This window comes from Paenibacillus kribbensis, from assembly GCF_002240415.1.
Taxonomy (GTDB): domain Bacteria; phylum Bacillota; class Bacilli; order Paenibacillales; family Paenibacillaceae; genus Paenibacillus; species Paenibacillus kribbensis.
Genome location: NZ_CP020028.1, coordinates 1,481,281 through 1,500,258, shown reverse-complemented (window position 1 = coordinate 1,500,258; position 18,978 = coordinate 1,481,281). Strand labels below are relative to the sequence as shown.

General features: G+C 48.4%; 13 protein-coding genes and 2 riboswitches. Of the genes, 4 read left to right on the top strand and 9 right to left on the bottom strand.

The genetic code is table 11. The features are described from left to right. Positions 1–67: 67 nt before the first annotated feature. The 4 genes from B4V02_RS06720 to B4V02_RS06705 form a co-directional block, all read right to left on the bottom strand. Positions 68–1,213, bottom strand: a complete 1,146-nt coding sequence (locus B4V02_RS06720; protein ID WP_094154204.1) for a mannitol-1-phosphate 5-dehydrogenase — start codon at positions 1,211–1,213, stop codon at positions 68–70. Next, positions 1,210–1,644 carry a PTS mannitol transporter subunit IIA gene (locus B4V02_RS06715; protein ID WP_007431587.1) on the bottom strand — a complete coding sequence of 145 codons (435 nt, stop codon included), beginning with the start codon at positions 1,642–1,644 and terminating at the stop codon, positions 1,210–1,212. Before B4V02_RS06715 ends, B4V02_RS06720 begins: the two co-directional genes overlap by 4 nt. Further along, positions 1,641–3,719 (bottom strand): BglG family transcription antiterminator, encoded by a 2,079-nt coding sequence (locus tag B4V02_RS06710; RefSeq protein ID WP_094154203.1) that lies wholly within the window; start codon positions 3,717–3,719, stop codon positions 1,641–1,643. Before B4V02_RS06710 ends, B4V02_RS06715 begins: the two co-directional genes overlap by 4 nt. Positions 3,720–3,801: 82 nt before the next feature. Beyond that, positions 3,802–5,280, bottom strand: coding sequence for a PTS mannitol transporter subunit IIBC (locus tag B4V02_RS06705; protein WP_094154202.1), 1,479 nt, complete (start codon positions 5,278–5,280; stop codon positions 3,802–3,804). Positions 5,281–5,852: 572 nt separating this feature from the next. On the opposite strand from B4V02_RS06705, the gene B4V02_RS06700 reads away from it, so the two are divergent. Further along, on the top strand, positions 5,853–8,051 hold the full coding sequence (locus B4V02_RS06700) for a DUF6055 domain-containing protein (RefSeq protein WP_094154201.1): 2,199 nt from the start codon (positions 5,853–5,855) through the stop codon (positions 8,049–8,051). Between the two features lie 232 nt (positions 8,052–8,283). Here B4V02_RS06700 and gcvH read toward each other — a convergent pair whose 3' ends face one another. After that, positions 8,284–8,679, bottom strand: a complete 396-nt coding sequence (gene gcvH / locus B4V02_RS06695; protein ID WP_094154200.1) for a glycine cleavage system protein GcvH — start codon at positions 8,677–8,679, stop codon at positions 8,284–8,286. Positions 8,680–8,982: 303 nt separating this feature from the next. Further along, positions 8,983–9,170: riboswitch (glycine riboswitch) on the top strand. Continuing rightward, positions 9,171–9,266: riboswitch (glycine riboswitch) on the top strand. 79 nt (positions 9,267–9,345) lie between these two features. Here gcvH and gcvT point away from each other — a divergent pair. The 3 genes from gcvT (at position 9,346) to gcvPB (ending at position 13,420) form a co-directional block, all read left to right on the top strand. Beyond that, the gene (gene gcvT, locus B4V02_RS06690) at positions 9,346–10,446 is read left to right on the top strand and encodes a glycine cleavage system aminomethyltransferase GcvT (protein WP_094154199.1); all 1,101 of its coding nucleotides are present in this window, start codon (positions 9,346–9,348) and stop codon (positions 10,444–10,446) included. Positions 10,447–10,571: 125 nt separating this feature from the next. Further along, a complete protein-coding gene (gcvPA, locus tag B4V02_RS06685) occupies positions 10,572–11,927 on the top strand; it encodes an aminomethyl-transferring glycine dehydrogenase subunit GcvPA (protein ID WP_094154198.1) in 1,356 nt (451 codons plus the stop codon). Then, a complete protein-coding gene (gene gcvPB / locus B4V02_RS06680; RefSeq protein ID WP_094154197.1) occupies positions 11,924–13,420 on the top strand; it encodes an aminomethyl-transferring glycine dehydrogenase subunit GcvPB in 1,497 nt (498 codons plus the stop codon). Before gcvPA ends, gcvPB begins: the two co-directional genes overlap by 4 nt. 131 nt (positions 13,421–13,551) lie before the next feature. On the opposite strand, the gene ptsP is transcribed toward gcvPB, so the two are convergent. The 4 genes from ptsP to glcT form a co-directional block, all read right to left on the bottom strand. Then, positions 13,552–15,264 carry a phosphoenolpyruvate--protein phosphotransferase gene (gene ptsP, locus B4V02_RS06675; protein ID WP_094154196.1) on the bottom strand — a complete coding sequence of 571 codons (1,713 nt, stop codon included), beginning with the start codon at positions 15,262–15,264 and terminating at the stop codon, positions 13,552–13,554. Next, on the bottom strand, positions 15,257–15,532 hold the full coding sequence (locus B4V02_RS06670) for an HPr family phosphocarrier protein (RefSeq protein WP_010347286.1): 276 nt from the start codon (positions 15,530–15,532) through the stop codon (positions 15,257–15,259). The genes ptsP and B4V02_RS06670 overlap by 8 nt, the downstream gene beginning before the upstream one ends. A gap of 123 nt (positions 15,533–15,655) precedes the next feature. Then, the gene (gene ptsG, locus B4V02_RS06665; protein ID WP_094154195.1) at positions 15,656–17,701 is read right to left on the bottom strand and encodes a glucose-specific PTS transporter subunit IIBC; all 2,046 of its coding nucleotides are present in this window, start codon (positions 17,699–17,701) and stop codon (positions 15,656–15,658) included. 264 nt (positions 17,702–17,965) lie between these two features. Continuing rightward, on the bottom strand, positions 17,966–18,817 hold the full coding sequence (gene glcT, locus B4V02_RS06660) for a glucose PTS transporter transcription antiterminator GlcT (protein WP_094154194.1): 852 nt from the start codon (positions 18,815–18,817) through the stop codon (positions 17,966–17,968). Between the last annotated feature and the right edge of the window lie 161 nt (positions 18,818–18,978).

The window sequence follows — 18,978 nt, the reverse complement described above, 5'->3', positions numbered from 1 at the left end:
CGTGTTGATGCAGATGTTTTTAGTCTTCAAGAGGATTATCAAAAATATGACGCGTTATTTCGTTGTTTTATGAATTTATAATATCATATTGCTCCAAAACCTGCCGGTGTAGCGGGTGGTCTGCAGGTATGGATGTATAACGTGTCAGCGCCACACCCAGTCCTTCGCTGCGGATGACCTGCTGAAGCTCAGCCGCCTCGGGATCTTCCGCAATATCAAATTTACAGGCAGCAGCCATTCCTAACGCCAGATGATCCGTCGGGATGCCATACTCCTGTGCTTGCAGCGCGGGACGTACAAGACGGTCATTGGGAGACAGCTTGCGCAATGGTGAACGTCCGACCCGAGTAACCTCGTCTGTCAGATTAGGATTGCGGAAGCGATCCAAAATTTTGGAGATATACTTCTTATGCTCCCCTTGATCCAAACCGAAGCGCTTTACAAGCACCGCCCCTGTTTCCTCCAATGCTCCTTGTATCGAATCCACCACCTTGCCGTCCTTCATGGCCTCTTGAATCGTAGCATAACCTGCTACATAACCAAGATAAGCCGCCACGCAATGCCCTGTATTCACCGTGAACAGCTTGCGTTCAATGTAAGGCTCCAAATCCTGCACATAAAGGATGCCTTCGATCTCTTTATGGTCAGGAGCCATTTGCGAACGATCCACAACCCACTCGTAAAAGGGTTCTACCTGCACATGCAACGGGTCCTCATGATGCTGGATCGGCACAATCCGGTCTACAGCAGCATTGGGAAAATACACTGAAACCTCTGCCTTGGCACGGGTCGCCTCATCCAGCAGTGCAAAGACATGCTCTTTCAGTTGGGCGCTGCCCCCGATTGCATTTTCACAGGCAATCACATGTAGCGGCCTTGCTCCTCGTTCTACCCGCCGCTTGATTCCCTCTGCGATGCCTGCTGCAATGTGCTTGAGGATGCTGACACCTACTGCAGTCGTTACCAGGTCGGCGTGGTCAACCGCATCCGCTACAGCCGCTGCATCCTTACCGTCAATCGCCGTTACATTCGTGACCGTCTCCGTGTCCTTTGTATCATTGGCTAACTCTACCGTGTATTGTTTACGACGGCGCAACTCGGATACAAGGGTATCGTTGACATCCGAAAATACAACCTCATAGCCTGCTCGCGACAGAATCAATCCGATAAAGCCGCGACCGATATTTCCTGCTCCAAAGTGGACGGCTCTCATAGTTCCATCTCACTTTCAAACAAATCGATAATTTCCTGAGGGGTCACCGCGTTACGAAGTTTGTCCATGTTTTCTTCCTCCGCACATACCATAGCGATCCCCGTCAGAATCTCCATATGATCGCCGCCTTGTGCTGCGATGCCGATCACCATATATGCTTTCTCTTCTCCAAAATCTACACCTTGCGGGAACTGAATGATCGAGATTCCTGTCGATTGAATTAACGCTTTGGATTCCTTTGTGCCATGTGGAATAGCCAACCCATTCCCGATATAAGTGGACACGATCTCCTCGCGTTCAAGCATCTTGTCAATGTACTCACTTGTAATATGTCCCGCATCCAGCAGAATCTGTCCAGCCATGCGTATCGCCTCATATTTGTCTTTGGCGGTTGCGTTCATTTTTACTTTATCTATCGTCATTATGCTCACGGTAGCTTCCTCCCTGTTCCTAATTTACTGTGAAAAAATTCAGCCAGCTCACTCGATATATAATTGGCAATATGCTCCCGGCTACCGCGCTCCAGTAGCGTAACCATCTCTTCCTGCAAAAGTAATGCACTAATCTCGCTCAATACCTCCAGGCTTTCTCTCGGCAGCTCGCGAGGTCCCAACATCAGCAGCACGCATTCTACCTGTTCGCCTGTATCCGTCAGCAGCGGCTCTGTCAGCTTATACAAGGTAAGTGAAGGCTGGCGAATATAGTGGCTGCGCGTATGAACTAAAGCAATCGAGGTATCAGGGATAACCTGACTACCTTGGCGTTCTCTTTCCATGAGTTGTGCAGCAACGGCAGAAGGCTCTGTGACATTTCCCCGCCCCGCCTCCAGCATGCATATGGCCTGTACGGTAGCCTGCATATCCATCCCCTGATTTTCAAGCGGATATACTTGAAATTGCTGTACAATGTGTACAATTTCCTCAAGACTTTTCCGCAGCCCGGTAAGCCACTCCATGTCCTGACCGGGCTGAACAGCCTGTTCCTGCTGATGGTCATTGGGATGCTTGAGTGTAATATGCTGGATAAAGTTACGCAGGCGGTCACTCTCCTCCTGCGTCAGCAGCGGGCTGATCTTGAGATATCGATCCGGTTCAAGTGGCAGCTCCACTGTCGAAATGATCAGATCATAATCCTCCTTCGGAATTCGCGCCGCCTCGAACCAAGACGCCCTATCTACAATTTTGATCTGTGGAAGCTCCTTGGCGAGCCTTGTTGCCAGAAGTCTGGATGATCCAATGCCGCTTGTGCAGACAACGATGGCCCGTACCTCCCGCCGGAATTGTCGCAGCCGTTCCAGCGAAGCGCCGAAATGCATGACGAGAAATCCGATCTCTTCATCTGGTACTTCCATGTCTGTCATGTCTGCGGCAGCCTTTTTCACCGAGTCGAACAAGCTGCCGTAATCCTTGCGGATTTGCTGAAGGAGGGGGTTACGGATCGACTTGCCTTCCTTCAAACGTTTGAGTACCGGAGCCATATGGGCAATCAGCCCTTCACGCAGAACGCGATCCTCTGCCAATGGCGTGTCTGTCTCTTCCTCCACACGGCAAATCAACTCATGAACGGTCTCCAGCAGTACGAGATCATCCAGCGGCAGCAGCCGGGTGGAATGATCCTCGGCATCACGAAACAACAGCCTGAAATAAGATCGTTCCGGCTCTGGAAAGTCAATATCCAGCGCCTCTGACAATTCCGTGCATATGCGTTCCACCATCGCCGCGCGCAGCATGATATTCTCGTCCGAATCTGTTTTCGAATACGAGAGACGATGATCCACAACATACCCGAGTCGCAGACGTGCTAGCGAAACACAAATTTGAATCAGCAGCTCCATATATTTGCTTTCCACCATGTTTTCCAGCCATTGATCATGGGGCTGCCAGAGAGTATTTTCCACGGTCAGCAGATTCTCTCTGCCAATCATCTCCAACAATTTGTCGGCGACACGTGTCACAGGACGAAGCTCCTCCCGACTGGAAAACAAATCTGATTCATCCAAATATTCGAGAACCAGCTCGGAAATCGCCCGTCTTTTGTCCATCTCCCGGCCTGTAATCTCGACACCATATCCGCGTCTGCGCACAAGCACGAGTCCCCGTTCCCCGATCCAGCCTTGCAATTCGTCCAGATCATGGCTGACAGTAGTGACCGTGACCTTCAAATCAGAAGCCAGCGCCAGCAGTTTGATCGGCTCCTGTGTATCCAGCAGCATACAAAGAACCACGATCTTTCTTTCCTCAGCCGAATATTCGTCCGACTTCGTATGCATCAATTGCTCCCGCAGGCTTGCAAGCTGAGCCGGGTCGGCATCCACATAGATACCGATCCCTGATTTTTTCTCCAGCTTTACCTCATGAGCCGCCAGCCAATGCTCGACTGCGCCGAGTTCACGGTGAACTGTCCTTGTGCTGACATTGATCTTCTCGGCAATTTCCCCGGCCGTAACCTCTTGGGACTGCTCCAAAAGATATTCCACGATGTCAGATTGTCGTTTCGTAATATTCATAAGCGCATACCGTTCCTTCCCAAGCTCTCATCCCTTCAGCAGGAAATACAAACTGTACACAGACGACCTGACTTTACGGGAATTAAGAATCGGATTTCAGACGTTCCACCAGCGCTTCGTACTCAGGGCTTTTCAGGAAATTGTCAATGGAAATGTGCTCGGCATTCGGAGCTACCGTTTTAGCCCGTTCTGTCAACGTTTTTTGCGTAATAACAATATCCGCGTCCTGTGGAATTTCACTGATTGCCGTGTTCGTTACCGTAACGTCCACACCCGCCTGCTTCATTTTTTTGCGTAAAATCGAGGCGCCCATAGCGCTTGAACCCATACCTGCATCACAGGAAAAGACGATCTTGTTAACTTCTGATTTGTCCTTCAGCGTTCGATCTGCGGCAATCTCGGCAGCACGATCAGATTCGCGGTTATCTTCCATTACAGTGGCGTTAGCGCTTGCACCCTTGCTTTGATTTTTCATATCTTTCATGCGGGATGCAGCTTCCTCCAGCCCTTCTTCTTTTTGCTTACCTGTCTTGAGTAGTACTGCAGCAACAGCAAAGGATACGACCGCCCCAGCTATCACACCGCTCAGCATTGGCAAATATCCGCCTTTTGGTGTCATCAGGAAATAAGCGATGATACTGCCCGGTGAAGGAGCAGCAACCAGTCCGGCACCTGTCAACATGAAGCAGAAGGTTCCTACAACGCCCCCCGCTATAGCAGCAAGAATCAGAATCGGCTTCATCAAAATGTAAGGGAAATAAATTTCATGAATCCCGCCGAAAAAATGAATGATTACTGCACCAGGAGCCGACGACTTCGCAGATCCTTTACCGAACAGACAGTATGCCAGCAAAATACCAAGCCCCGGCCCAGGGTTGGATTCAAGCATGAACAAAACGGATTTGCCTGTTCTTGCAGCTTCCTCCAGCGCAATTGGACTCAATACTCCGTGATTCAGTGCGTTGTTTAGAAATAATACTTTTCCGGGCTCAATAATGAGGTTGACGAGCGGCAAAAGCCCTGCGTTCACGAGGAACTGTACCCCTGCTGACAACACTTGACTGATAATTTGTACAAACGGGCCAATTGCCACATGGGCAAGCAGTGCTAGAATGGCACCGATAATCCCGGCCGAGAAATTATTGACCAGCATTTCAAAACCTGATTTGACTTTGCCTTCAATAGCCTTGTCGAACTTCTTCAATACCCATGCAGCGAGCGGACCTGCTACCATCGCGCCCAGAAACATCGGGATATCTGCTCCCACAATGACACCCATCGTCATAATGGCCCCGATCACACCTCCGCGCTGTCCGTGAATCATCGTGCCACCTGTGTAACCAATCAGCAGCGGCAGCAAATAATTTTTCATCGGATCAACCAGTTGGGCAAAACCCTCGTTCGGGAACCATCCGGTCGGAATGAAAAGTGCCGTAATCAACCCCCACGCGATAAAAGCTCCCATATTGGGCATAACCATACCGCTGAGAAAACGGCCAAAACGCTGTACGGCGACGCGAGCGCCTCCATTTGAATTGGACTTTGCGTCCACTGTGCTCATATTCATATCCTCCTTGTTGGTAATAGCAACACTACCTTTTCTCAAGATTCATACTAAATGACAGCGTTATCTTCATCAACGAAATGAAAACGTACTTTCGTCATGAACGTTGATGACAACATTTAAATTTAAATTAACAATAAGGTATTATACCCTACATAATTCTTCTTAATATGGCCTGTAACCATAAAAATTAGCCGGAAATCCATACCGTCATTTGTACTACTCTTACAAGGAGACAAGCCTCTTAATAGAAGAAAACACACGTAATTACGCCTGCCCAAAAAACAACAAAAAATGGGGCTTATCTGATTGTCCCATTTCTATAGTCTCCCTATTGAAATTTCTTCTTTTTTCTGCTTGGAAATACAAACCATAAAATTGTATATTCATACATTAATGTATTCACTTTTCATTTTGTCAACCGATAAAAATAATAGGAGAACTCTTTTTTCCTGAAATGAAGAGAAAGGGGGTGCATTGACAACGCTCAAAGAGCATGGCTTATAAAGACCATGAACAGAAAAAGGATTTGCAAAACAAAATGAGGGTTACACAGAAAGGAGAAAAAAATGAAGAAGAAACATGTGACAAGAAAAACAAGAAAAGAGCGTGCGCTGGCAGCAGGAGTGAGTGCCTTGGCCATGACACTGGCATTTACCGGGGGGCTGTCTCTGCATACGCAGAGCGTATCGGCTCAAAGTGAGCCGGAAGTAGAAATGGTTGCCGATTCACTTAGCGAGAGCCGAAATGTGGTAGAAGCAACCTACGCGGTAGAAACAGCCTACGCGGTACAAGCAGCCTACTCTGTACGCGGTGTTCATAATGATGCGGAAGTGATTTCCAAAGCAAATGCCAATGTATACGAATCGGAGCATTTTCAGTTCCTATGGGGCAACGGCGGGGAATCTAAAAAAGTAACCAAGGCTTTCCTGGAGGGAAATGCAAAGATTTTGGAGGATAACTGGGATTTATTCATAAATAAGCTTAAAATGACACCGCCTACCCGTTCGACTCATGAGTGGATACGCGATAATAAAGATTACAAGGTCAACGTGGTCATTCTGGGAACCGGGCTTCATCTCTACGAGGGGGGATGGGCTTTTGCCGGGCTTGACTCAGAGGGGTATCCATACTTGATGTGCGCTCCGGATGCCATGAGTCCCAGAGTGCAGCCAGGTTTGCCAGTCCCTCATGAATTTGGACATGTAGTACAATTTGCCCAAGGAAGCAACAGCTGGAGAGGAAATGATTACCTTGGCCCTTGGAGCGAAGCGGTGGGCAACTGGTTCCGCGAGGAATACACGTCCAGTGACGCTTATAAACAACAGTCAGGTACGGAGGGAGCAACCGACTTTTCCGCTCTATATTTACGCGCAAGCACGTTGACCGCCGTAAATGGGCGGGCATATTACGAAGCCTGGCCGCTCCTGAAATACCTTGAGGAAAATCCGGATGGCTTACCTGGTTACGGATCGGGTTTTGTCGCAAAGCTGCTGCAATCCGGGAAACCGGAAAACCCAACGGAGTCCATCTATGAGGTGATCCAAAGAATTAATCCTCAAGTAAAGGTGCAGGAGATGATTGGCCGTTTTGCCAGCAGAATGGCTACTTTTGATTTCAGTAATCAGAAGCTCTACAAGCGCAATGTCGAGAACATGCTCAGGTACGGAGAACTTTATTGGCAGCAGTATTATACGATGATGCTTAAAGTGGATGGAAGTGAGAATGTCTATACCATTCCTTCTGAGCGTGCCCCTCAGGCTACCGGCTACAACATCATCCCGCTTGATGCAAAGATTCCTGCAAACGCTTCCTCCACCACAGTACGAGTCAAATTGGATGGCTTGGCTAAAGCAAACGGTGCTGGCTGGCAAGCATATCTTATCGTTGAAAATAAGAATGGAAAAAGCCGGTATAGCCGTTCTTTCGGTAACGGGGAATCCGTTCAGGAAGAAGTCTTTAACGGGGAAAAAGCTTATTTGAGCGTGGCGGCAACCCCTACGTTGGAAAGCATGCAAAAAACTAAAATAGGTATTGGAAGCTGGCAAAGAAAGTTCTCCGAAAAAAATATTCCGTTTGAATCCAAACCGCAATATCCTTATCAAGTCACCTTGGAAAATGCTGAACCGCAAATGCGTAAGGTTGAAGAAAGTACCGGCATCAGGGGGCACGTACACAGAAATGGCGGAGGTTTCGTAGCCGACAGCGCTCGGGTCGATGATAGTGTCTATGTGGCTAAGAATGCCAAGGTTCTTGACAGTGCAACCGTGACCGGGAATGTCCGCATTGAAGATTCTGCTGTGGTGCGCGGTGCCGCAAGAGTAAGCGGCTCAGCCAAGATTACAGACTATGCGCTGGTGCGTGGAAGCGCCCAGATCGGCGAATCCGCTACCCTAAGCGGGTATGCGATTGCGGACGGTTCTGCAAAAATAACAGGTCATGGTCATGTAGGGGATCAAGCCGTTGTTACTGAACAAGCAGAAGTTTCGGAATATGGACAGGTGGTCGAAAGCGCTTTAGTGAAGGGATATTATACTGTGAGCGGTCATGCCGTAGTTAAGGGGCTTTCGATTGGTCACGGCGGGGTCAGCAAGCGAGAACATGGAGGAGCCACCGGACAGGCCGTTACTTACGGCGATTTCTTCGATGATATGGGATATACCATAAGTGGCGGTTCCTTTGCAGGCTATGAAAGTTTGGAGGCCTCTGTGAAAAACTTCAGAGACGGTTATGCCCGATCAGACGGCAAGGGCGGCTATATGCGCTAAAATGGCCAATCCGCAGACTAGAGTTTAAACGCCGGATACCGGCATGAACAAAACGAAAAATATTTGATATAAAATGACCTCATCCTCCACTTGACACTTCACCGTGGAATATGAGGTCATTTTTGGCTTATTCCTATCCGAAAAGAACTCTTTTGGGACAGCCCCATTTTATACAAGCACAAGCGAATAAACGACACTCTTATTCAATTTTCGACACGATATGACTTTATTATTACCCTTCGGCAGTCAATCTCTCGTACTCATCCGCAGACAATAGCTTGCCCAGAGCTTCCTCCACATCGTTGCTGATCTCGACCTCGATCATCCAGCCTTTTTCATAGGGAGACTCGTTAACCAGCTCAGGCGTAGTTTCCAACGTTTCATTCACCCTTAATACGGTTCCCGTCACCGGAGAAAACAAATCGGATACCGTCTTCACCGATTCAATGGTACCAACCTCCGCTCCTTGTTCAATTGCTGCTCCCTCCTCAGGCAACTCCACAAAAACAATGTCACCCAGTTGGTGCTGTGCAAAATCTGTAATACCGATTCGAACCTTTCCATCCTCTATACGCTCAACCCATTCATGCTCCTCCGTATACCAAAGCTGCTGTTTCACTTCGCTCATCCTGCTTCCGCCTCACTTCCAAGGGAATGTAATTGCTTCTGCTCACCTATACTAGACAGGTTAAGATTATGACAACAAGAATACCTATGTCAATAATACTAACAAAAATACTTCATATCACTGTAAAAAGCGTTGTAAACCAAAATACGACAAGGTACAACAAACGCTTACATATCCTTATTTATGTATTAAATGTTTTTTAGATTGATTTTCATGACATTTTTATTGACATTTTGAATGAATTTGCGTATTAATGGGTTATAGCCAATGCTTGTGGAAATACCCCGACAACTGCAAACGCGGATGAACGCGGAGGGAGAGACTGCCAGGATTCGCATAGCTGTTACTGCTTGTGAGACAGAGGTACATGCGAATCGGATTATGTTGTTATCTGTATCCATCGGTAACATACAATATTCCCGAAGGTAGCGCCGAAGGAGTAAACCTGCACGGCAGGTGAATCTCTCAGGCAAAAGGACCTCTGCCGGACGCATCTCTGGAGAGCATTCGCCATGGAGCGGATCACCCAAGAGGAAACCTGGTGCACACCGGGGTAACTTTCAGGTATCAAGGACAGAGCTGAAAAAAGAGTATGGACCGCCGTCTATACGTTTTTTTCAGCCTGTCTTTTTTGTTTAGCCGATCACACCGGATAGGAGTGGAAAAATGACTAACTTGCGAAGAACACCGCTGTATTCTTCTTACGGGACGCTGCCCGGAGTCCGTTGCATTGACTTTGGAGGTTGGGAGCTCCCTGTGCAGTTTAGCGGCATTCAAAAGGAGCATGAGGCCGTCCGCCAACATGCGGGATTATTCGATGTATCGCATATGGGCGAGTTTTTGGTTGAAGGCAAAGAAGCCCAAGCTTTTCTGCAACAAGTAACGACGAACGATGTCAGCCAGTTGGAACCGGGTCAGGCCCAGTACTCGCTCTTGTGTTACCCCGATGGTGGTGTGGTGGATGACCTGCTTGTGTACTGCAAAGGACCGGAGCGCTACATGCTGGTTGTCAATGCCTCCAACATCGACAAGGATTGGGATTGGCTTATGCGCCACGCGCCTGCATCCGTTCATCTCGAAAATGTGTCGGATGCCATAGCATTGCTGGCGTTGCAAGGCCCGGAAGCAGCGCGTATTATGGCAGCCGTGACAGATACGGATATAACCAATCTGGCCTCCTTCCGATTCCGTGAGAACGTGCAGCTGTTCGGAGTGAAAGCACTCGTCTCCCGCACCGGATATACAGGTGAAGATGGTTTTGAAATGTATATACCTGCAGCGGAAGCAGCCGCTGTATGGGAAGGATTGCTTCGCGCAGGTGAGTCGTATGGTCTGATTCCCGCCGGGCTTGGTGCCCGGGATACGCTGCGCTTTGAGGCACGGCTGCCCTTGTACGGACAAGAGCTATCTGCCACGATTTCACCGCTTGAGGCTGGCTTGGGCTTTTTCGTTAAGCTGGGCAAGGGAGATTTTATCGGCAGAGAAGCGCTGCAGCGTCAGAAGGAGCAAGGTATTCCCCGCAAGCTGATCGGACTGGAATTGCTGGATCGCGGTATCCCGCGCGCCCATTACCCGGTATTCGCGGAAGGACAGCAAATCGGTGAGGTTACAACGGGAACCCAGTCGCCAACCTTAAAGCGCAATCTGGGTCTGGCCCTGGTGGACAGCCGTTTTAGCACGCTATCCACACCGCTGGAGGTCGAGATCCGTGGCAAACGCCTGCGCGCCGAGGTGGTAGCAGCGCCTTTTTATAAACGTTCACACTGATCCTAGACTCTTTTCATTTCTATAAAGCGAACAAGGAGATATGGACTTCTGGATTTTCCAGTTCACGATTATGTATTAGCCAATTTACGACTTTACATTTTGCTTTTTGAAAGGAGCCAGAACCTATGAAGCAGCATCGCTATCTGCCCATGACCGAACAGGACCAAACCGAAATGCTGCGTGTGGTCGGCGTATCGTCCATTGACGATTTATTTAGTGATATTCCAGCAGAAATCCGATATCAGGGCGAGCTGCCCATGTCCTCTCGACTGGACGAAAGAGCCTTAACCCGCCATCTGGCCGAGCTGGCAGGGCATAATGCCAACACAGACACACATGTCAGCTTTCTTGGTGCAGGGATTTATGATCATCATATTCCGTCCGTCATTCAGCACATCACTTCGCGCTCGGAATTTTACACTGCCTACACTCCCTATCAGCCAGAGGTAAGCCAGGGCGAGCTGCAAGCCATATTCGAATTTCAATCGTATATTTGCGAATTAACAGGCATGGCTGTAGCCAATGCCAGCATGTATGATGGAGCGACTGCGCTGGCAGAGGCAGGCTCACTGGCCGCCTCTGCCACCCGCCGTAAACAGCTTATCGTATCACGAACCGTCCACCCGGAGGCACGTCAGGTATTGGCTGCCTATGCACGCGGGCTAGGCTTGGACATCGTGGAGATTGGCTATTCGGACGGTGTAACGGATGTAGAGGCATTGGCAGCGGCCGTATCGGAACAGACGGCGGCTGTTTTGGTTCAAAGTCCCAACTTTTTCGGAGCCGTGGAACATTTGAAGCCGATGGCTGATCTGATCCATGCGCACCAAGGGCTTATGGTTGTCAGCGCCAACCCGCTGGCGCTGGGCTTGCTGGAGACGCCCGGCAAGCAGGGTGCGGATATTGTCGTCGGAGACGCACAGCCGCTTGGCATCTCTCCCTCCCTTGGCGGTCCGACCTGCGGTTACTTTGCCGTTTCTCAGGCGCATATGCGCCGCATCCCCGGGCGTATTGTGGGCCAAACGACAGACCGCAACGGCAAACGCGGCTTCGTGCTGACCTTGCAGGCACGGGAACAGCATATCCGCCGTGAAAAAGCCACGTCCAACATTTGCTCCAATCAAGCATTGCTTGCTTTATCTGCATCTGTGTATTTGTCCGTTATGGGGAGACAGGGCATGCGGGAAGTCGCCGAGCTGAATTTGCATAAAAGCCGCTATGCATTGGAGCAATTGCTAAGCTTAAAGGGCGTAACTGCTTCCTTTAACGCGCCGACCTTTAACGAGTTTGCCCTTAAACTGCCTGAGGGTACGGATATGGCCAAGCTCCAGGCCGGATTGCTTGATGCGGGATTTATCGGTGGCTATGAGTTGGGCCGGGACTACGAGGAGCTTGCAGGTCACATGCTGATTGCCGTAACCGAGCAAAGAACAAAAGAAGAGATCGACCAATTTGTACACACCTTGGGGGGATTGCTATGACGCAGGCCGGACAGGATCAGAAGCAGGAGCTGTTAAAGGAACATGATCAATCACTCATTTTTGAATTGAGCCGTTCGGGTCGTATCGCCTATTCCCTTCCCGAATGCGATGTTCCCCAGCGCCCGGTGGCAGAGCTTTTGCCGGATTATGCGCTGCGCAGTGAGCCTGCGGCATTACCGGAGGTATACGAAGTAGACGTTATTCGCCATTATACCGCCTTGTCCCGGCGCAATTTTGGCGTAGACAACGGATTTTATCCGCTCGGCTCCTGTACGATGAAATATAATCCGAAGGTAAACGAGGATGTCGCCCGTTATGCAGGCTTCGCTAAAATTCATCCATATCAGCCTGAGGATAGCATCCAGGGGGCCATGGAGCTGCTGTATACGCTCCAAAACGATCTGGCCGCGTTAACCGGCATGGATGCCGTCACCCTTCAGCCCGCAGCAGGCGCCCATGGCGAATGGACCGGGCTGATGATGATCCGCTCCTACCATGAAGCCCGTGGTGAGCGTCGTAACAAAGTGCTCGTGCCGGATTCCTCGCACGGAACGAACCCCGCCAGTGCAACCGTCGCGGGCTTCGAAACGGTCACCCTCCCCTCGACCCCGCAGGGGCTGGTGGATCTGGACGCGCTGCGTCAAGCCGTAGGCAACGACACCGCTGCGCTCATGCTGACCAATCCGAACACGCTTGGCCTGTTCGAGAAGCAAATCGCTGACATTGCCGCGATTGTGCATGAGGCCGGAGGCCTGCTCTACTATGACGGCGCGAATTCCAACGCCATCATGGGCATTACCCGCCCTGGGGATATGGGCTTCGATGTTGTGCATCTCAACTTGCACAAAACGATGAGTACCCCGCATGGCGGAGGTGGCCCCGGCGCAGGGCCTGTCGGCGTGAAGCAGCGGCTCATTCCCTATTTGCCAAAGCCGATGGTTGTGCGTGATCCTCAGGGTACGTATCGCTGGGACCGGGAGCAGGGAGATTCCATCGGACGGGTCAAAGCCTTTTACGGTAATTTCGGCATTCTCGTCCGTGCTTATGCCTATATCCGCAGCTATGGTCCTGACGGCTTGAAGCGGGTATCTGAATGCGCCGTACTGAATGCCAATTATATGATGCATCGGCTGGCTCCGTATTTCGATCTTCCCTACCCGGGCCACTGCAAACACGAATTCGTAATGTCTGGACGGAATTTGAAAAAATTTGGAGTGCGTACGCTGGATGTTGCCAAACGCTTGCTCGATTTCGGCTACCATCCACCTACGATTTATTTTCCACTGAATGTAGAGGAATGTATCATGATTGAGCCGACGGAAACAGAAAGCAAGGAAACGCTTGATGGTTTTATCGACACCATGATTCAGATTTCGCGAGAAGCGGAGGAGAATCCCGAACTGGTGATGAATGCACCCTATACCACGCCAGTCACACGCTTGGACGAAACCACTGCCGCCCGCAAGCCTGTATTGAACTGCTCGTGCAGCTAAAAGTAAATTTAATCAAATACATGCAAAAAAGAAGCATGCAAAAAGGCCGGTATCTGTTGAGATACCGGCTGCTGTATGTACACAGCAATTTTTTGTTGGAAAAAGATATAACCCTTAAAAATGTGATACCCTTAGCCTTCAATACTTTGAACCAATTCAACAACCTGTTCGGCTGTTTGCATGTCCAAAGCTTTGGCAGCCAGTTTTTCCATATCCGCACGAGACAATTTGGAGATTAGACTGCGTGCTGGCAGAATGGAAGTTGCGCTCATGCTGAACTCATCGAGTCCCAGTCCCAGCAGCAACGGAATTGCTGTCGCATCCCCTGCCATTTCGCCACACATACCAGCCCAACGTCCTTCACGATGAGCCGCATCGATAACCATTTTCACCAAACGCAGAATGGATGGATTGTATGGTTGATACAAGTAAGACACGCGTTCGTTCATACGGTCTGCAGCCATTGTGTATTGGATCAGGTCATTCGTACCGATACTGAAGAAATCAACTTCTTTGGCGAATTGGTCAGCCAATACCGCTGTAGAAGGAATTTCTACCATGATGCCCAGCTGAATTTCTTCAGATACGGCTACACCTTCGGCCACCAGCTTTTCCTTTTCCTCCAGCAAAACAGCTTTTGCTTCACGGAATTCGTTCAGCGTAGCAATCATCGGGAACATGATGCGCAGGTTACCGTGTACACTTGCCCGCAACAAAGCACGCAATTGAGTACGGAAAATATCCTGACGATCCAGACACAGACGAATTGCACGGAATCCGAGGAACGGATTCATTTCTTTTGGCAGATCCAGATAAGGAAGTTCTTTGTCGCCACCGATGTCCAACGTGCGGACTACAACCGGTTTGCCTTCCATTTTTTCCAGAACGGTTTTGTATGCTGTGTATTGTACTTCTTCAGATGGAAGCTTATCGCGTCCCATATACAAGAATTCTGTACGATACAAGCCGACGCCTTCACCACCGTTATCCAGAACACCGGCTACGTCGTTAGGCGTACCGATATTGGCTGCCAATTCGACATGGACACCATCGACAGAAACTGTAGCTTCGCCGCGCAGCTTTCGCCACTCTTCGCGCTGCTTGTCGTATGCCACTTGTTTAGCACGGTATTCTGCAATGATCTCTTCAGAAGGATTCACGAATACGTGTCCATCCAGACCATCAACGATAATCAAATCCCCGCTTTTAGCTTGGGACAATATATTTTTGGTTCCTACAACCGCAGGAATTTCAAGTGAGCGAGCCATGATAGCCGAGTGCGAAGTACGTCCACCGATATTCGTTGCAAAGCCTTTAACAAATTCACGATTCAGCTGAGCTGTGTCGGAAGGTGTCAAATCTTCTGCAAGTACAATCGTTTCTTCGGCAATTTCTGCAGGGCTGACAAAATGAACACCAAGCAGATGATTGAGCACCCGTTTGGTTACATCACGCATGTCAGACGCGCGTTCTTGCAAATATGCACTTTTCATGTTTTCAAACATGGAAATAAACTGTGTAGCTACTTCATCCAAAGCATAGTCAGCATTAAGCTGCTCATCTTTGATTTTAGCTTTTACTGGATCGATCAGTTCCGGATCATTCAGGATCAACAGGTGAGAAGCAAAGATTTCTGCTTTTTTCTCGCCCAGTTCCTTTAATGTTTTCTCCTTAATCGTTTCCAATTCAGTTTGAGATTCTGCCAAAGCCGCATCCAATCTTGCGATTTCAGCTTCAACATCACCAACCGCGCGTCTCTCTACAGCGTAATTCGGATGCTCCAAAATAAACGCCCGGGCAATAGCAATGCCTGCCGAAGCGGCAATCCCGGAGATCTTAAGCATGAACTTCGCCCAGCCCTTCGTTAACGATTACATTTTCAAGAGCTTTCAAAGCTTCAGCAGCTTCAGCACCTTCACAGATGATATTGATGATATCACCTTGCTCCAGACCCAGGGACAATACACCCAGAATGGATTTCAAAGTTACTTTTTTACCATTAGCTTCGGCAAAAGATTCAGCACCGCTGAATTTGTTAGCTGTATTTACCAGCGCAGTTGCAGGACGTGCATGGATACCATCTTCATCTGTAATTCTGAAAGTTGTTTGCATAGATTTGTTCCTCCCACTTTTCTAAAAATATATTTGTTTACACGCAGTATAATACGTGCAGTGAAACCGGGCAATGATCAGACGGACTAAGCCGCCTAATCATTAAACCGAAACACATAGAGTTTATTTTATCGTAATTATACCATCTTCGCCAGCCTTCAATACTCCTGTTTTGTTTAAAGTTATCGAAGAACCTTCTGGAAGGTTAGTAAAAATGACAGGTGAAATGATGGATTTAGCGTTTGCTTTCACGTATTCCAGATCAATTTTCATGATTGGCTGACCTGCTGACACAAGATCGCCTTCGTTCACCAAAACGTCAAATCCTTGTCCTTTCAGCTTCACTGTGTTCACTCCGATATGAACAAGCACTTCTTTACCGCCATCCGATTGAATGCCAATCGCATGCTTGCTTGGGAATACATTGAAGACTTTACCATAAACAGGGGATACAATCGTTCCATCATTTGGCACGACTGCAAAACCGTCACCTGTCATACGCTCTGCAAATACCGGATCGGGAACGGTCGAAATATCAACCAGTTCGCCATTAACTGGCATTACGATATCTTCCACAATAATCGCTTGCTTTTGTTCTCCGGCTTCCTTTTCCTCTTGTGGAGCTGGTTGTGCAGGAGCAGGTGCAGGCGTACGTCCCGCCATGATATCAGCCATTTGAGTTTTAATCGTATCGGAACGTGTACCGAAAATCGCCTGTACGTTATTGCCGACTTCAAGAACACCCGATGCGCCAAGCTGTTTCAAACGGGCTTTGTCAACGTTCGATTTCTCATTAACCTCGATCCGAAGACGTGTAATACAAGCATCCAGATGCTTGATATTGGATGAACCACCGAAAGCGGCCAAAATGTTGTGTGGCAGATCATCACTACTTCCGGTTGCAACGCCATCCACATTGTCTGTAGCTTCTTCACGGCCTGGTGTTTTCAGGTTGAACTTCCGTATGATGAATCGGAATCCGAAGTAGTAAATTACCGCCAAAATCAGACCGACGATGATGACATACCACCAAGGCGTACGAGTTGGAATAATCCCGAAAATCAAGAAGTCAATAAATCCGCCCGAGAACGTCATGCCGATTTTAACATTCAAAATTTGCATGGTCATAAATGACAAGCCCGCAAATATACAGTGAACTGCGAACAACAGTGGAGCAACGAACAGGAAGGAGAATTCCAGCGGCTCCGTAATCCCTGTCAGGAACGAAGTCAAAGCTGCGGAACCCATAATACCTGCTACATATTTTTTGTGCTCAGGTCTTGCTTCATGGTACATCGCAAGCGCAGCAGCTGGCAGACCGAACATCATGAACGGGAATTTACCTACTTGGAACGTACTTGCTGTCAGGGCTACTCCGTCGCGAAGCTGGTTAAAGAAGATTTGCTGATCACCATGAATCGTTTGACCTGCTTTGTTAACATATTCGCCGAACTCAAACCAAAACGGTGAATACCAGATATGATGCAAACCGAATGGAATAAGCGCACGTTCAATGACCCCAAAAATGAAAGCGGCCAGTGTCGGATTAGAATCAACCATGAAGTGAGATACGGTGTTCAGTCCGTGCTGTACCGGAGGCCATACAATGACCAACAGTAGTCCAACCAGCAACGAGGATAATGCCGTTGCAATCGGAACAAAGCGCTTGCCTGCGAAAAAGCCCAGATATGAAGGCAACTCAATTTTGAAAAAGCGGTTGTACATAGACGCGGCCAGAATACCGATGATAATCCCGCCGAATACCCCTGTTTGCAGCGTTGGAATCCCCAATACATTGGCATAGCCAGGGATTTTTTGGGCAATCAGGCCTGGTGTGACACCAACGGCTGTTCCCAGTGTAATATTCATTACAAGGTAACCGATGATCGCAGCCAAACCTGCTACACCCTCACCGCCTGCCAGACCGACGGCTACGCCGACTGCAAACAACAATGCCAGATTATCAAAAACGATTTGACCGGCATTCATCATGATCGTCGCAACTGATTGTACCCAGCCCGCATTTAATGCAGGAATGTACTGGAGAAAATCAGGGTTGACCAGCATGTTACCAATCCCCAATAAAAGTCCCGCAGCTGGCAAAATAGCTACAGGAAGCATCAAAGCTTTGCCGACACGCTGTAAAACGCCGAAAAGCTTTTTAAACATACGTTCCACTTCCTTCTCTAAAAAATTTAGAATACAGAGGCAAAACAACAAAAAAGGCATGAGCCGATTTAAGTATGTTTGAACACAACCTTGGGATATAGCTTACCCCAGTAGGCTGTAAACAATCATAACTTAAAACAACTCATGCCTGATCGAATCAGTAACACGTTAAATGTTCAATTGTTGTCTTGCTCATTACAGAATTGATTATAGCATCCTGCTAAAAGTGAGGCAATACTTTTTTATTTCTCGGCTTTATCATGGTTATTCTTCCTGCTCTTTGCGTTGGGACAACCGCTGCAGATGCATCGTCAAATAGCTGACCTCAGCCGGATACACAGGCTTACGGAGCCTTTTCTCCATAATTTTTGTGAGCTTCCAGGCCAGCATGTACATTTCCGGATACTCCTCATTCAAAAGCTTGTCCAAACGATAAATCTCCTGCACAATTTCACCCCGGCGCACACGCTCAATGGCAAATCTCAGATGAGTCAGCAGACGGGAATAATCGAGAGACAGGAGAGGAATACGATAATCGAGGGTATTCTCGACTACCTGAACCATATCTGCTATCAGACGTGAATCCTTCCTAACCTCGGAAATATGCTGGTTGGTCATGGCACTATAAATATGCAGGGCCACAAATCCGATCTCATCTTCTCCCAAATCCACGTCCATCTTTTCCCTGATTAATGTCACAGCTTGTTCAGCCATCTTGTATTCCTGGGGATAGATTTCCCTGGTTTCGTACAGAAACGGATTATGAATCGTAATCCCCTGTTTCTGACGTTTGATGGAAAAAGCGATGTGGTCGGTTAAAGCAATTAGTATGTGCTCATTCAAAGGCTTCTTCGCTTGAAGCTGAACAAGATGAAGCACCTCACCGATGACCTCAATGAGCTTTTCATCCAGCTCAGGCAGCAATCGCTTGTATTGCTCCTGCTCTTCATGGCTTTTTAATATAAATAATTTTTCAACTGAATCCAACGTTATAAGATCGCCGGCTTTGCGATTGAAACCGATTCCTTTTCCAATCACGACAACCTCATCATGTTCGGGATGCATTCCTATAATCACATTGTTATTCAGCGCTTTCGCCACTTGTAGGCTGCTCACATCCGCACCTCTTTTTATCAGAACCTTGATCCTAAGAATTATAGCATGCTGCTCAGAGGAATCCACGTTAAAGTAACAAATATTCCGCTAAAGGTCAATAAAAAGAAAACGCTTTTCATCACAATTGCTGGGAAAAGCTGTGATGAAAAGCGGTCTTTTTG